A 13,972-nucleotide genomic window follows, 5' to 3' on the forward strand; every position below is an offset into this window, starting at 1 on the left:
TCCAGCATTGCAGATCGAAATTCACGCCTTCTTCTGCCCCGCAATCCAGTTGTCCACCAGATTACCCAGCACATCCAGCGGCACTGAGCCGGCGCCCAGCACCAGGTCATGGAACGCCGGCAGCGAGAACTTGTCGCCCAGTTCGGTCTGCGCCTTCTGGCGCAGTTCCAGGATGCGCAGCATGCCGATCATGTAGGCATTGGCCTGGCCGGGCCAGACGATGTAGCGCTCGGTTTCCTGCACGCCCATGCCGTAGTCGATCGCCTGCTGGCGCGTCCAGTTCTTGGTGTGCAGGCCCGTGTCGGCCACGAGGCGGCGGGCGCGGAACAGTTCCGAACCCAGCGCGCCAAGCAGGCCCGGCACGTCGCCTTCATACCAGCCCTGCTCGACCGCCAGGCGCTCGGTGTACAGCGCCCAGCCTTCCGAGTGCGCGCTGCCGCCGCTGAAGATGCGCTGACTGCGGAATTTCGGCAGGTCCTTCATCTCTTGCTGGATCGCGAGCTGGAAGTGGTGGCCCGGCACGGCTTCGTGGTACGACAGGCTGCGCATGCGGATCATCTGGAAGGTCGGGCCGACCAGCGGCACCCAGAAGATGCCCGGGCGCGTGCCATCCGGCGCCGGCATGCTGTAGTGGGCAGCGGCCGATGGCTCCGTCATCGGCGGCACGCGGCGTACATCCACCGGTGCGCGTGGCTTGAGGTTGAACAGCGGCGCGCTACGACGCTCGGCGTCGCGCACCATCTCGTTGTAGCTGGCGATGATGCCCGGGCGCGGATCGCCCTCGCCTTTCGGCTGGAAGCGCGCGTCGAGCTGCTTCATGCGCGCTTCTATGCCGCCTTCGCTCAGGCCCAGCGACTTCAAATGCTTGTCCATTTCCGCTTCGATGCGCGCCACTTCGCGCAAGCCGATCGTGTGGATTTCGTCAGCGGTGAGCTTGGTGCTGGTGAAGTTTTCCAGTGCGCGCGCATACGCGGCGGCGCCGTTCGGCAGGCGCGAGATGCCGGCCACGTCGGTGGTCGCCGGATGGATCTCGGCCATGAAGGCCTGCACGCGCGCATAGGCCGGGCGTATCTTCGTTTCGACGATCCTGGTGGCGCGGGCAATGGCGGCGCTGCGCGCTTGCGGCGTCAGGTCTTTCAGCTCGGCGCTGCGCTCGGTCAGCGACGTCACGAACACGTTCTCGGCCGCCGAGGGCTTCAGGAAGTGATCGACCTGGAACTGCGCGCGCTCGAGAATGAAGCGCGGCGGGATCAGCTTCTTCGCCGCGGCGCCCCGTGCGCGCACCAGGGCTTCGTCCATGCGCGTTCCCACCTGGTCCAGACGCGCCAGATAGCTATCGACGTCCTGCTGGTTGCGCATCGGGTGCGTATTGGTCATGAAATTGACCAGGCCATTCTGCACGCCGCTGAACTGCGAGAACACGAAGTTGTAGTCCTCGAACGGCTCGTTCGCGATCACATTGTCGAGCGACCAGCGGATTACCGATGCCGAGATTTTCTGGGTCGCATCCAGCGGGGCATTCTTGAAGCCGTCGAGGCGCTTGAGGCCTTCGCGGGCCAGCGTTACGGCCTTCTGGCGATGCGCGGCGGTCAGCGGCGTCAGTTCGCGATCGAGGCGCGCCTGCTCGGCGCCGCTGAAGTACTGGGTCGACGTGGCCGACTGCGGCGACAGGCGCACCCAGTCTTCGGCGAAGCGGTCGGCCCAGACGTTGAACGCGGCGTCTGGTTTACTCGCGCTGGCCTGCGCCACAGGCGCTGGCGCAGCGGCTGCCGGCAAGGCCACCCCGGCAAGCATGGCGGGAACGAACAGGGCGGCGATGATGGCGCGCGTGCTGCGCTGGCGGGTCAATGGCATGTCGTGGGCTTCCTTGTGATTGTCTGTCGGCGGCGGTGGCTGCTTTTTGCCGTGAAGAATCTAACATGGAAGTAAACAAATCGACAACATGGGTGTTGCGGTGCGGCGTAAGTACTGCGCGACCAACAACGACCCTCGGTCAGTCCGTATAGCCGCGCGCGGCTGTGAACATCCGGTCCTTGAAGACACTCTCACCGCAGTAACACAGTAGCGCGGCCGCGATGCAGGCCAGCACCTTCCAGCCCAGCAGCAGGCTGCCGATGCACACGACGGCCGCGCCGATGGCCAGGCGAATCGCGAACGTGCGCCGGGTCATGCCGAACACGAGGCGGCTGCGCGGGCGCGTGTGCAGGAACACGACGAACATCAGCCAGTAGCCAATCGCGTAGACGAAATACAGCAGCGCGCCGATGCCCAGCGCAAAGCCGACACCGGGCACGCGAAAGGCCAGCAGCCCGCCAAGGCCGAGGCCCAGCCAGTACAACATGAGGTTCCGGTACTGCACATGCTCTCCTGATCGATCGACAGCGGCATCTTACAATACGCGCACCATTCATCCGACGAGGCGACACACCCATGCAGGCACTGCGCGACAAGCTTGAACACCGGCAGATCGCCATCTACTTCGCCTCTGTCGTGCTGGCGCTGATCGTGGCCGGCCTGACGCCGGCAACGGCGGGCCTGGGCGCGGTCGTCAACCCGGCCCTGGCCCTCATGCTGTTCGTGACCTTTCTGCAGGTGCCACTGGCCCAGCTGGGCCGCGCGTTCACACAATTGCGTTTTATGGCTGCGCTCCTGGTCACCAACTTTCTCGTCATTCCCCTGCTGGTCGCGTGCCTGCTGCCGCTGGCGCCGGCCGATCCAATGATCCGGCTCGGCGTCCTGCTCGTGCTGCTCGCGCCCTGCATCGACTATGTGGTCACGTTCTCGCACCTGGGCCGCGCCGATGCGCGCGCCCTGCTGGCGGCAACGCCCGTGCTGCTGGTGGCGCAGATGGCGCTGCTGCCGGTCTACCTGCGCATCCTGCTGGGCGAGGATGCCGCCGCCCTGATCCAGCCGGCGCCCTTCATCGATGCCTTCATCTGGCTGATCGCAGCGCCCCTGGTACTGGCGGGCGCGGTGCAATGTTGGGCGGCGCGCACACACGCCGGTGCACAGGCCGCCTCAGTGCTTGGCCTGTTGCCGGTGCCGGCCACGGCGTTCGTGCTGTTCGTCGTGGCGGCGTCCGTGCTGCCGCAGCTGGGCCTGTCGCGTGATGCGGCGCTGGCCGTCATCCCCGTCTACGTCGCCTTCGCGCTGCTGGCGCCGCTGGCCGGCTGGTTTGTGGCGCGGCTGTGCCGGTTGGCGGCGCCGGCCGCGCGCGCAGTCGCCTTCAGTGGCGCCACCCGCAATTCGCTGGTGGTCCTGCCGCTGGCGCTGGCCGTGCCCGGTGCGCTGCCGCTGCTGCCGGCGATCATCGTGACGCAGACGCTGGTCGAGCTTCTCGCCGAGCTGGTCTACGTGCGCACCATCGCGCGCCTGGGCGCCGGCGACGACAACTGACGCTTGGCGCAGCGCAGACGCCGGTGTGGCGTCTTGACCCGACCTGCCCGGCATCAAGGGTGACCAATCGGTGCACGGCCATGATGTTTCCATTTGGAAACCAATGGAGACTGCCGTGGAAACCCTTCTCGAGGTCGCACCGGACGCGCGCCCGATCACGCCCAGCAAAGCCTGCACCCTGGACGCCAGCCTGCCCCTGTGGAATCCGCGTGCGGCGACGTATTTGGGCGTCCTGCTCTCGCCCGCCTTCAGCGCCTATATCCACATGTGCAACTGGGATACGCTGGGCGAAGACGACCAGTCCCTCGAAGCGCGGGCCTGGTGCTGCATGTTGCTCGGCTATTTCGTCACGTTCGGCGTCCTGCTCGGCGTGAGCGACGTCATCGGGCGCAATCTGGCCCCGCCCGTCTCGGCGACCATCGGACTGCTGGCTGGCTGGCATGTCTGGGGCGGCCGCGCGCAGGAACGCTACGTCGCGGTCATCACGGGCGGTGCCTACACGCGCCGCCCGTGGCACGGCGTCATCCTGGCGGCGCTGGGTGTGCTTGCACTGATGGTCGTGGCGGTGGCAATCGTAGCGCGGGTCGTTCAGACCTGATGCAGCGCACTAGATCGTCCGCGAAAAGCGTGGCCCGTCAGCGTGCTGCCCGAGGTAGCGATCGAACACCATGCACAGGTTGCGGATCAACAGGCGGCCCTTGGGCGTGACGCTGATCCACGCGTCGTCCACAAGCACCAGGCCATCGGCCTGCAGCGCGCGCAGGGCTGCCAGTTCGGCCGCGAAGTAGTCGCCGAACACGATGGGAAACGCCTGTTCGATGGCGGCGACCGACAGCTCGAACTGGCACATCAGCTTCTGGATGATCGCGCGCCGCAGCAGGTCGTCCATCTCGAGCCGGATGCCGCGCTGGAGCGGTAGCGTTTCCTCGTCGAGCAGCGCGTAATACTCGTCGAGCGTCTTGGCATTCTGGCTGTAAGTCGCGCCCACGGCGCCGATGCTCGACACGCCACATGCGACCAGATCGGCATCGGCATGGGTCGAATAACCCTGGAAGTTGCGATGCAGCCGGCCCTGGCGCTGGGCCACGGCAAGGTCGTCGCCCGGCTTGGCAAAATGGTCCATGCCGATATACACGTAGCCGGCCGCGCCCAGACGCTCGATGCACAGCTGGAGCATGCCGAGCTTGGTGTCGGCGCCCGGCATGTCGACCTCCAGGATGCGCCGCTGCGGCTTGAACAGGTGCGGCATGTGCGCGTAGTGATACACCGAGATGCGGTCCGGACTGGCCTGGATGACTTTTTGCAGCGTCTGCGCCATGCTGGCCAGCGTCTGCTTGGGCAAGCCGTAGATCAGGTCAATGCTCACCGAGCGAAAGCCCGCGGCGCGCGCGGCATCGATGATGGCCACCGTCTCGGCTTCGGCCTGGACGCGGTTCACGGCGCGCTGCACGTCCGGATCAAAATCCTGCACCCCCAGGCTGATGCGATTGAACCCCTGCTGGCGCAGGCTGTGCACCCGCTCGGGCGATACGGTGCGCGGGTCGACTTCGATCCCGTACTCGCCGATCGCATCGGGCGCAAACCGGAAGCTGGTCTGCAGATGCGCCATCAGGTCGTCCATCTGCGCGTCGAGCAGATAGGTCGGCGTGCCGCCGCCAAAATGCAGTTGCTCCACCTCGTTCATGCCCGCAAAGAGCCGGCTCTGCATCGTGATCTCACGCTTGAGGTAGTCGAGATAGGTGGCCGCCCGCTCGCGCTTGCGCGTCACGATCTTGTTGCAGGCGCAGTAGTAGCAGATGCTGTCGCAGAACGGAATGTGCACGTACAGTGACAGCGGGCGCCCGCCGCGCTGGCGCCGTGCTGCCACCGCGGCCAGATAGTCGTCGGCGCCGAACCCGGCATCGAAGCGATCGGCAGTGGGATACGAGGTATAGCGCGGCCCGGACTTGCCCATCCGGGCCAGCAATGCACCGTCAAACTGGGCGGCGGGAAAGGACAGCGCTGAACGTACAGCGGCAGGGATGTCGGCGTGACCGGGCATGATGAATAACTCCAGCAAAAAGAAAGCAAACTGCGGCAATAACCGCGTTGCAAAAGGCAACGCGGTGCCAACAGCGGTCAGCTTATTGAGCCATGCCGGATGAATCCATGCGGTGCATCAAACGCGGCCAAACCCGCTGGCGCGGACCTGGTTGTAGTGCGGAATTTGAAGACCGACAGTGCCAGCGACAAGCGCGCCGCTTCATCGGCCACGTTGCCCGACGCCGCTGCCGATTCCTCGACCTGCGCCGCGTTGCGCCGGGTGATCGCGTCGAGTTCCACCATGGCGGCATTGACGCCATCGATTTCCAGCGCCTGCTCGCGGCTCGCCGCCGTGATCGCACTCATGATCGCGGCCGCGTCGGCCACCTTGCCGACCACGTCGCGCATCGTCTGGCCGGCGGCGCCGACCAGTTGGCCACCCTGGCCGACGTGGGCGCGTGACGCCTCGATCAGCCCTGTGATTTCGCGGGCGGCGCCGGCGGTGCGCTGGGCCAGGCTGCGCACCTCGCCCGCCACGACCGCGAAGCCCCGTCCCTGTTCGCCGGCGCGGGCCGCTTCCACCGCGGCATTCAGCGCCAGCAGATTGGTCTGGAACGCGATGCCATCGATCAGGCCGATGATGTCGCCTATCCGGCTCGACGACGCGCTGATTTCCTGCATCGTCGCCCCGACCCGTTCGACCGCCTGGCCACCGTGCCCGGCGACCGTGGTCGCGGCCAGCACCATGCCATCGGCGCGCACGGCGCTGTCCGTGTTGCGGCTTGCCGCCTCGGCAATCGTGCCCAGGCTGCCCGCGGTCTGCTCCAGGCTCGCGGCCTGCGCTTCGGTGCGGCTGGCCAGGTCGGCATTGCCGGCGGCGATCGCGCGGGTGGCGTGCTCGATCGAGCTGACGTTGTCGCGCACGTCGCCGATCACGGCCGTCAGATTCACGGTCAACTGGCGCAGCGCCAGTTGCAGCCGGCCCATTTCGCCGCTGCCAGCCGCCGACGCGGGTGCCGGATGCGCCAGGTCACCACCCGCCAGCGCATGGACAGTGGCGATCGCGTCGTGCAGCGGCCGTACGATGCTGCTTTGCAGTCCGTACCAGGCGGCCAGCGTGGCCAGCGCGCCGGCGCCGGCGACCGCGCGCCAGATGCTGTCCCCGGCCGCCAGGCCCAGCACCGCCAGCAACAGCGCCTGGCCGCCCATCAGCCAGCCAAGCCGCTGGCCGAGCGGCGCATCGCCCAGCAGGCGCAGCAGGCGATCCGGCCCCAGACCGGTACGCACGACGCGCCCGCGCACGATGGCCAGTCCGCGCGCGTCGTGGTCTGTGAACTTGCGGTACAGCGCGTCTGCCGTCTCGACCTGTTCGCGCGTGGGCGCGGTGCGCACCGACATATAGCCCGTCACCTGGCCGTGTTCGCGGATCGGCGCCACATTGGCCACCACCCAGTAAAAATCGCCGTTCTTGCAGCGGTTCTTGACCAGGCCGGTCCATGGTTCACCGCCCTGCAGCGTGCGCCACATGTCGGCGAACGCCTCGGGCGGCATGGCCGGATGGCGTACCAGATTATGGGCCTTGCCCAGGAGCTCGGCTTCGGAAAAACCGCTGACCTCGACGAAGCTGGGGTTCACGTACGTGATGCGGCCCTTGGTGTCAGTCTTCGAGACGATCGACTGCCCTGGTTGCAACCGGTATTCGGTCGTGGTGACGGGCTGGTTGTGACGCACTGCGCTCTCCTTGAAGTTTCCTTGATGCAATTTTTAAATTGTACGGACAGCTTTCACAAAAAAATTTGATGTGGATCAAAAATGGACAGGTCACTCCGAGGTAGCGCGTGCGAGCCACTTGGCTGGGGTCAACATGTTGCTTTTCAGGATAAACTTTGGTCATGGATAACCTGACCCACTCCCTGGTCGGCCTGGCCCTCGGCGAACTCGTCGATCGCGCCCTGCCTACCCACCCTGACCCGCAGCGCGGGCGCACCCGTCGCCGCGTCCTGCTCGCCACCGGCGCGCTGGCCAGTAATTTTCCCGACCTCGACCTGGTACTCACGCCGCTGCTGGCGCCGCCGCTGGGTTATCTGCTGCACCACCGGGGCCACACGCACACGCTGCTGTTCGCGCTGCCACAGATCGCGCTGCTGCTGGGCCTGATGTGGCTGCTGTGGCCGGGTGCGCGGCGGCTCATGCAGGGCGACCGGACGGCGCGCAACGCGATCCTCGCCACGGCGGCGCTCGGCATGGTGCTGCATCTGTCATTCGATTTCCTGAACGTGTACGGGGTCCACCCGTTCTATCCGCTTGATTCCCGCTGGCTGTTTGGCGATGTCGTGTTCATCGTCGAACCCGTGTTCTGGACTGCGTTGGGCGTGGCGCTTGCGCTGCGGGTGCCGGGGCGCGTGCTGCGCCCGCTGCTCACCGGCCTGATGCTCGCCGCACCGGTACTCTTTTTCAGCATGGGCTTCCTGCAATGGGGCTCGCTGCTTGGACTGATGCTGCTGGCCGGCGTAGTCGCACTGGCCTCGCGCCGGGCCGGCGTGACGGGCCTGGTCACGGCGATCGTTGCCTGCCTCGGCTTCATCGCCATCCAGGGCGTCGCAGGGCATCTGGCACGCGAACAGATCCGCAGCGCACTGGCCGGAGTGGAACCGGGCAGCCGCGTGCTTGACATGCCGCTGTCGGCGTTCCCGTCCAACCCGCTGTGCTGGTCGTTTGCGACCGTGACCGACAATGGCGGCGCCGGCAGTTATGCGATCCGCCTTGGCGTGCTGAGCCTGGCGCCGGGCGTGACCGGGGTGGAGGCCTGCCCCGTGCGCTTTGGCGGCATGCCGGGCAGCGCGCCCGCCGAATTCGCCTGGAAGTATCGCGAAGACGGCAGCCTGGCCGGCTTGCGCGGCCTGCAGCGCGACAATTGCCAGTTCGACGCGTGGCTGCGCTTTGCGCGCGTGCCGTCGCTCGTTGGCGGCAAGGCCACCGACATCCGCTTCTCGGCACCCGGCGAAGACAATTTCTCGACGCTGCCGTATAAGGCAATGGCCGGCCAGCCATGTCCGGCGCCCGTGCCCCAGTGGGGGCGTCCACGGGGCGACCTGCTCGGCGAGGGGCAGGTTCGCCCTTGAGCTTCCAGCCGGGCCGGTCAGCAGTGCGCGCCTGAACACGCGAAAGGCGCGACACTGCTCCCGTCTACCCACATAATAAGGAAACAACAATGACGACCGAACTGACCCTGCTGGCCTGGACCCTCGTGCTGGCGCTGGTCCAGATCATGCTGACGGCCAACTTGCGCACCGCCGAGACCGGCATACAGTACAACGCCAGCGCCCGCGACGGCGAAGCCCCGCCACCGCGGCCCGTCACGGCGCGCCTGCAACGCGCCCAGGCCAACCTGTTCGAGACGCTGCCGCTGTTCATCGGCGCAGTCCTGATCGCGCACGTGTCGGGCAGCGAAGGCGACCTGACGCTGTGGGGTTGCTGGATGTATCTGGTCGCGCGCATCGTCTATATCCCGCTGTATGCGGCCGGGATTCCCTACGTGCGCTCGCTGGTATGGCTCGTGTCGCTGGCCGGCCTGGTGATGGTGCTGGCCGCCGTGCTGACTGCTTGACCTGCATCAAACGCGCGCCTGACATGGGCGCGTGCCGGGCGTATGCTTTTCGTGTCGTGCAGCGTTGCACGCCCCATACGAACGGAGTCAACCATGTTCAAGACTATCCTGCTGCAGATCGACGGCGGTGCGGGCCAGGCCAGCCGGTTGCGCGCGGCGGCAGTGCTGGCCGAGATGCACGGCGCCCACCTCGTCGGCGCCGGCGCCACCGGCATCTCGCTGGCCAACTATGCGGTGCTCAATGGCGGCATGGCCGTGCCACTGTCCGACCGCGCATTCGAGGCGCTGCGCGACGACGTCCGCAGCCGGCTCGACGCGTTCATCGAGCAGGCGCAGCGCCTCGGCATCGTCGGCGCCGAAGCGCGCCTGTTCGAGGGCAGCACGCACGACGGCCTGCTGCTGCAGTCGCGCTATGCCGACCTGATCGTCGTCAGTCAGCCGGATCCCAACGATCGTTTCGGCGTCGAACACGGCCTGCCGCAAACGCTGGCACTGGGCGGTACACGTCCCGTGCTGGTGGTGCCCACCGCCTACGATGGCGCGCCAATCGGCAGTAACGTGCTGGTTTGCTGGGATGGCTCGATGCCGGCCCAGCGCGCCATCTGCGCCGCCCTGCCCCTGCTCGCACGCGCCGGCAGCGTCACGCTCGGGCTGATCAACCCCGAACGCCAGTCCGGGCTGCACGGCGAAGAACCGGGTGCGGATATGGCGCTGTACCTGGCGCGTCACGGCGTGATGGTCAATGTCGCCGTCGCGCATACCCGTGCACGGGAGAGCGACGCGCTGATCGACATGGCGCGCGAGGTCCACGCAGGCCTGATCGTTGCGGGTGCCTTTGGCCACAGCCGTTACCGCGAATGGTTCCTGGGCGGCGTGACGCGCGACCTGCTCGGTAGCGCGCCGGGCCCGCTGCTGATCGCGCACTGATCACACCATGGGCTTTCGCCATTATCCGGGCGGCGGGGCGGGCGCCATCGGCGCCGCCATTCGCCATGCCCGGCGCCGCCTGTGCGAGCGCCTGGCGTGTGCACTCGATCCTGTCCGCACGCCGGACGCGTGTTTCGTGCGCGAGTTTCCCGTACTGGTGGCCCGGGTCGAAGCGGGATTCCGGCACGAAGAAACGGTGATGGAATTGCTCGACTATCACCGCCTGCACGATCACCTGGCTGACAACGCCGTCATCCTGGCAGCGCTGCACCGCGCCTTGCCGCTGATCGAAGAAGGCGACATCGCGCTCGGCCGACGGCTCGTTGCGGCGCTGCTCGACCTGCTCTCGCTCCATCGCATTTCCACCGACCTCGCGCTGGTGATGATGCCCGGCGCGCCCCCGGGCCGCCAGAGCAGCCATTTATCTGGCGCACTGAAGCGCCGCGACTACTTCAAACCGTCACGCTGACGCCGGATCACCTTGCCCGCCACCATGAACGTACCGTCGCCCTTGTAATGCAGCGTCTCCGGATGCCGCGGCCGCGCCGCCGCGCGCGCCGCCACAACTTCCCAGATGAAAAAGTCATAGCGTTCAACGAGGCTGTCGTCATGCAGCCGGCACTCGAACTGGGCATGGCATTCGCGGATCGACGGCGCCGCCACCAGTTCGCTGGGCTCCGGCGTCAGGCCGAACGCGGCGAACTTGTCGGTGTCCACGCCGGACGTCGAGCCCACGCCCAGCACCGCCTCGAGCTGGCTGCAGGTCGGCAGGTTGATCACGCATTCGCCGCTGGCGCGGATCAGGCCGTGGCTGTGGTTGGCGGACGAGATCACGCAGCCGATCAGGGACGGGCTAAATTCCATCACCGTGTGCCAGCCCATCACCATCACGTCGCGCTCACCAGCGTGGGCGGACGTGACCAGCACCACCGGTCCCGGCTCCAGGAAACGGCGCACTTCGTGCAGCGGCAGGTCGGGTTTGCGCGCCATCTTATGCTTCGTGCGCAGTGCGCAGTTCTTCGACCAGCAGCGCCACGAGCTGCGCCGCCGGCATCGGCCGCGCCAGCGCATATGCCTGCCCGGCCCAGTTCACTGAATAGTCGTCGAGCCCCTGGCTGCTGGCGGCGGCATGCAGCGCCTTGGCGGCGTCGTAGGCGATCGGATAATCGGGCACCGGCGGATGGCCGGGCGCACCGATCTCGCTGAAGAACCGATTGACGATGCCGCGCGCCGGCCGGCCTGAAATCGTCGCCGTCACCGCCGTGCCAAGATCGGGCTGCGCGAGCAGCGCGCGGTGGTGCTCGGATGTATTCGCCTCGGGGCAGGCCAGGAACGCCGTTCCCATCTGCACGCCACTCGCGCCCAGGCGCAGGCTGGCGGCAATCCCCTGCCCGTCCATGATGCCGCCCGCAGCAACTACCGGAATGCGCACGGCCTGCGCCAGCAGGCGCACCAGCGCGAACGTGCCGAGCGCCGGATCGGGCACCGATGGATCGAAGATACCGCGATGCCCGCCGGCCTCGTAGCCTTGCGCGACGACGATGTCGATGCCGGCCCCCTCGATGGCGCGCGCTTCGGCCGGGTTGGTGGCGGTGGCCATCAGCACGCAGCCGGCGCCGTGCAGCGCGTCGATCTGCTGCGCGGTCGGCAAGCCAAAATGAAAGCTGACCACGGCCGGGCGCGTGCGCACCAGCACCTCGAGCATGTCGGGGTCGGCCAGGAAGCTGCGGTAGATTTCACGCAGCGCCGTCGGTGGCGCCTGGCCCGTGCGCGCGAAGTGCGGCGCAAGATGATCGAGCCAGCGCGCCTCGCGCGCGGCGTCAAGCTGCGCCGGCGCATGCGTAAACAGATTGACGTTGAACGGGCCGCCCGTCAGCGCCTGCAGCGCCGTGATCGCGCCTTCGGCCTGCGCGGCCGTGCCGGCGCCCAGCGCGAGCGAGCCCAGACCGCCGGCATCGGTCACGGCCGCAGCCAGCCGCGGCGTGCCGAAACCGGCCATCGGCGCCTGGATGATCGGATGGCGGATGCCGAGCAGCGAAGTCAGGGTGTTCACGGGCACTCCATGGGCGGTTGAGATTGGTCCACCAGTATAGAGCGTCACCCGGTGCGTCGCCTGCTGCCCTGCGCTAGCGCGGAATCGACAGCGCCAGCGTTTCCTTCAGTTCTTCCATCACCACATAGCTTTTCGACTGGCCGGCATCGGCCACGTGCAGGATGTCGCCCAGCAGGCGCCGGTACTCGGACATCTCGGGGATGCGCGCCTTGATCAGATAATCGAAGTCGCCCGACACGAGGTGGCATTCGAGCACCTCGGGAATGGCCAGCATCGCGCGCCGGAAGCGCTCGAAGGCCTTGTCCGATTTCTGGTGCAGGTTGATCTCGACGAACACCAGGATCTGCATGCCCAGCGCCTGCGGATTGACGCGCGCGTAGTAGCCCATGATCACGCCGTCGCGTTCCATGCGCTTGACGCGCTCGATGCAGGGCGTCAGCGACAGCCCGACCTGCTCGGCCAGGTCTTTCATGACGATCCGCGCATCCTGCTGCAGCACCGCCAGGATGTGCAGGTCGATGCGGTCGAGGATGCGGTTCGAGGCCTTTTGTACGCGCATGGAGAAACTCCGTAATTTTTTCTGAAAACTTCCGTATTAACAGAAACAATTATCAGCCTTCTGGCGGTACGATGGCAAGCTTTACCAAATCCTGATTCTTTTCGAGGAAATTATGCGTGTCATCGTATTGGGCAGTGGCGTGGTCGGCGTCACCACCGCGTATTACCTGGCCCTGGCCGGGCATGAAGTCACCGTGATCGACCGCCAGCCCGGTCCTGCCCTCGAAACCAGTTTCGCCAATGCCGGTCAGATCTCGCCCGGTTACGCCTCGCCATGGGCCGCGCCCGGGATTCCGCTGAAAGCGGCCAAGTGGCTGTTCCAGCGCCACGCGCCGCTGTCGATCAAGCCCGACGGCACGCTGTTCCAGCTGCAGTGGATGTGGGAGATGTACCGCAACTGCGACCCGGCGCGCTACGCCGTCAACAAGGAGCGCATGGTGCGCCTGGCCGAATACAGCCGCGATTGCATGCGCCAGCTGCGGCGCGACACCGGCATCGCCTACGAAGGCCGCCAGCAAGGCACCGTGCAGCTGTTTCGCACGCAGCAGCAGTTCGACAGCGCCGCCAAGGACATCAACGTGCTGCGCGACGCCGGCGTGGCCTATGAAGTGCTGCAAGGCGCGCAACTGGCCGCAGCCGAACCGGCGCTGGCCAATGTCGCCCACAAGCTGGTGGGCGGCCTGCGCCTGCCGAACGATGAAACGGGCGACTGCCAGCTGTTTACGACCCGCCTGACCGCGATGGCGCGCGACCTGGGCGTGCGCTTCGAATTCGACACCACCGTGCGCCGCCTGGAACAAGCCGGCGGCGAGATCGCCGGCATCGTCACCGACAAGGGCGTATTGACGGCCGACCGCTATGTGCTGGCCACGGGCAGCCATACGCGCGCCCTGTTGCAGCGCTGGTTCCCGGTTCCCGTGTATCCGATGAAGGGCTATTCGCTGACCGTGCCGATCGTTGATGCGGCGCGCGCGCCCGTCTCGACGATCCTCGACGAAACCTACAAGATCGCCGTGACGCGCTTTGACGATCGCATCCGCGTGGGCGGCATGGCCGAGCTGTCGGGCTTTAACCTCGACCTCAACCCGCGCCGCCGCGAAACGCTCGAACTGGTGGTCAACGACCTGTTCCCCGGCGCGGGTGATACCGCGCAGGCCAGCTTCTGGACCGGCCTGCGGCCGATGACGCCGGACAGCACGCCGATCGTCGGCCCCACGCCACTGCGCAACCTGTTCCTGAACACGGGCCACGGCACGCTGGGCTGGACAATGGCGGCCGGTTCGGCGACGGTCATCGCCGACCTGGTTGGCGGCAAGACGCCGGCGATCCGCGCCGACGACCTGGCCGTGTTCCGCTATGCCGGCGCGCGCGACGTCTCTCCTGATGCCGAACTGGCGCGGAACTGAGGC

14 protein-coding genes are annotated in these 13,972 nt (G+C 67.0%); 7 read left to right on the forward strand and 7 right to left on the reverse strand.

Annotated elements, in window-relative coordinates:
- Nucleotides 1–21: 21 nt before the first annotated feature.
- Both AC56LY_RS10675 and AC56LY_RS10680 read right to left on the reverse strand, forming a co-directional pair.
- Nucleotides 22–1,854, reverse strand: a complete 1,833-nt coding sequence (locus AC56LY_RS10675) for a DUF885 domain-containing protein (RefSeq protein ID WP_499579148.1) — start codon at nucleotides 1,852–1,854, stop codon at nucleotides 22–24.
- Nucleotides 1,855–1,993: 139 nt separating this feature from the next.
- Nucleotides 1,994–2,341, reverse strand: coding sequence for a hypothetical protein (locus AC56LY_RS10680; protein ID WP_499579149.1), 348 nt, complete (start codon nucleotides 2,339–2,341; stop codon nucleotides 1,994–1,996).
- Nucleotides 2,342–2,430: 89 nt separating this feature from the next.
- On the opposite strand from AC56LY_RS10680, the gene AC56LY_RS10685 reads away from it, so the two are divergent.
- Nucleotides 2,431–3,396: an arsenic resistance protein gene (locus AC56LY_RS10685; protein ID WP_499579151.1), complete on the forward strand. Its 966-nt coding sequence runs from the start codon at nucleotides 2,431–2,433 to the stop codon at nucleotides 3,394–3,396.
- Nucleotides 3,397–3,511: 115 nt separating this feature from the next.
- Nucleotides 3,512–3,994 (forward strand): hypothetical protein, encoded by a 483-nt coding sequence (locus AC56LY_RS10690; protein ID WP_499579153.1) that lies wholly within the window; start codon nucleotides 3,512–3,514, stop codon nucleotides 3,992–3,994.
- 9 nt (nucleotides 3,995–4,003) lie between these two features.
- On the opposite strand, the gene hemN is transcribed toward AC56LY_RS10690, so the two are convergent.
- Both hemN and AC56LY_RS10700 read right to left on the reverse strand, forming a co-directional pair.
- On the reverse strand, nucleotides 4,004–5,437 hold the full coding sequence (hemN, locus tag AC56LY_RS10695) for an oxygen-independent coproporphyrinogen III oxidase (RefSeq protein WP_499579155.1): 1,434 nt from the start codon (nucleotides 5,435–5,437) through the stop codon (nucleotides 4,004–4,006).
- Nucleotides 5,438–5,514: 77 nt separating this feature from the next.
- Nucleotides 5,515–7,149, reverse strand: a complete 1,635-nt coding sequence (locus tag AC56LY_RS10700; RefSeq protein WP_499579157.1) for a methyl-accepting chemotaxis protein — start codon at nucleotides 7,147–7,149, stop codon at nucleotides 5,515–5,517.
- A 161-nt stretch (nucleotides 7,150–7,310) separates the two neighbouring features.
- On the opposite strand from AC56LY_RS10700, the gene AC56LY_RS10705 reads away from it, so the two are divergent.
- From AC56LY_RS10705 to AC56LY_RS10720, 4 genes are all read left to right on the forward strand, one after another.
- Complete coding sequence (locus AC56LY_RS10705) at nucleotides 7,311–8,540, forward strand: metal-dependent hydrolase (protein ID WP_499579160.1); 1,230 nt, start codon at nucleotides 7,311–7,313, stop codon at nucleotides 8,538–8,540.
- A gap of 89 nt (nucleotides 8,541–8,629) precedes the next feature.
- A complete protein-coding gene (locus AC56LY_RS10710) occupies nucleotides 8,630–9,025 on the forward strand; it encodes an MAPEG family protein (RefSeq protein WP_499579162.1) in 396 nt (131 codons plus the stop codon).
- A gap of 93 nt (nucleotides 9,026–9,118) precedes the next feature.
- Entirely contained in the window at nucleotides 9,119–9,952 is an 834-nt protein-coding gene (locus tag AC56LY_RS10715; RefSeq protein WP_499579164.1) for a universal stress protein, read from the forward strand.
- Between the two features lie 7 nt (nucleotides 9,953–9,959).
- Nucleotides 9,960–10,421 carry a hypothetical protein gene (locus AC56LY_RS10720; RefSeq protein WP_499579166.1) on the forward strand — a complete coding sequence of 154 codons (462 nt, stop codon included), beginning with the start codon at nucleotides 9,960–9,962 and terminating at the stop codon, nucleotides 10,419–10,421.
- Here the strand turns inward: AC56LY_RS10720 and AC56LY_RS10725 are convergent.
- The 3 genes from AC56LY_RS10725 to AC56LY_RS10735 form a co-directional block, all read right to left on the reverse strand.
- On the reverse strand, nucleotides 10,400–10,942 hold the full coding sequence (locus AC56LY_RS10725) for a flavin reductase family protein (RefSeq protein WP_499579168.1): 543 nt from the start codon (nucleotides 10,940–10,942) through the stop codon (nucleotides 10,400–10,402). The genes AC56LY_RS10720 and AC56LY_RS10725 overlap by 22 nt on opposite strands.
- A gap of 1 nt (nucleotide 10,943) precedes the next feature.
- Nucleotides 10,944–12,005: an NAD(P)H-dependent flavin oxidoreductase gene (locus AC56LY_RS10730; RefSeq protein WP_499579171.1), complete on the reverse strand. Its 1,062-nt coding sequence runs from the start codon at nucleotides 12,003–12,005 to the stop codon at nucleotides 10,944–10,946.
- A gap of 73 nt (nucleotides 12,006–12,078) precedes the next feature.
- Nucleotides 12,079–12,564, reverse strand: coding sequence for an Lrp/AsnC ligand binding domain-containing protein (locus tag AC56LY_RS10735; protein ID WP_499579172.1), 486 nt, complete (start codon nucleotides 12,562–12,564; stop codon nucleotides 12,079–12,081).
- Nucleotides 12,565–12,676: 112 nt separating this feature from the next.
- Here AC56LY_RS10735 and AC56LY_RS10740 point away from each other — a divergent pair, with 112 nt between their 5' ends.
- Nucleotides 12,677–13,969 (forward strand): D-amino acid dehydrogenase, encoded by a 1,293-nt coding sequence (locus tag AC56LY_RS10740; protein WP_499579174.1) that lies wholly within the window; start codon nucleotides 12,677–12,679, stop codon nucleotides 13,967–13,969.
- Nucleotides 13,970–13,972 lie beyond the last annotated feature (3 nt).

The sequence above is a fragment of the Telluria sp. ZT3P25 genome, from assembly GCF_059685895.1.

Coding starts and splice junctions, on each gene's coding strand:
- AC56LY_RS10710 (WP_499579162.1), top strand. CDS start 8,630: ATGACGACCGAACTGACCCTGCTGGCCTGGACCCTCGTGCTGGCGCTG.
- AC56LY_RS10725 (WP_499579168.1), bottom strand. CDS start 10,942: ATGGCGCGCAAACCCGACCTGCCGCTGCACGAAGTGCGCCGTTTCCTG.
- AC56LY_RS10675 (WP_499579148.1), bottom strand. CDS start 1,854: ATGCCATTGACCCGCCAGCGCAGCACGCGCGCCATCATCGCCGCCCTG.
- AC56LY_RS10705 (WP_499579160.1), top strand. CDS start 7,311: ATGGATAACCTGACCCACTCCCTGGTCGGCCTGGCCCTCGGCGAACTC.
- AC56LY_RS10735 (WP_499579172.1), bottom strand. CDS start 12,564: ATGCGCGTACAAAAGGCCTCGAACCGCATCCTCGACCGCATCGACCTG.
- AC56LY_RS10685 (WP_499579151.1), top strand. CDS start 2,431: ATGCAGGCACTGCGCGACAAGCTTGAACACCGGCAGATCGCCATCTAC.
- AC56LY_RS10715 (WP_499579164.1), top strand. CDS start 9,119: ATGTTCAAGACTATCCTGCTGCAGATCGACGGCGGTGCGGGCCAGGCC.
- hemN (WP_499579155.1), bottom strand. CDS start 5,437: ATGCCCGGTCACGCCGACATCCCTGCCGCTGTACGTTCAGCGCTGTCC.
- AC56LY_RS10680 (WP_499579149.1), bottom strand. CDS start 2,341: ATGTTGTACTGGCTGGGCCTCGGCCTTGGCGGGCTGCTGGCCTTTCGC.
- AC56LY_RS10740 (WP_499579174.1), top strand. CDS start 12,677: ATGCGTGTCATCGTATTGGGCAGTGGCGTGGTCGGCGTCACCACCGCG.
- AC56LY_RS10720 (WP_499579166.1), top strand. CDS start 9,960: ATGGGCTTTCGCCATTATCCGGGCGGCGGGGCGGGCGCCATCGGCGCC.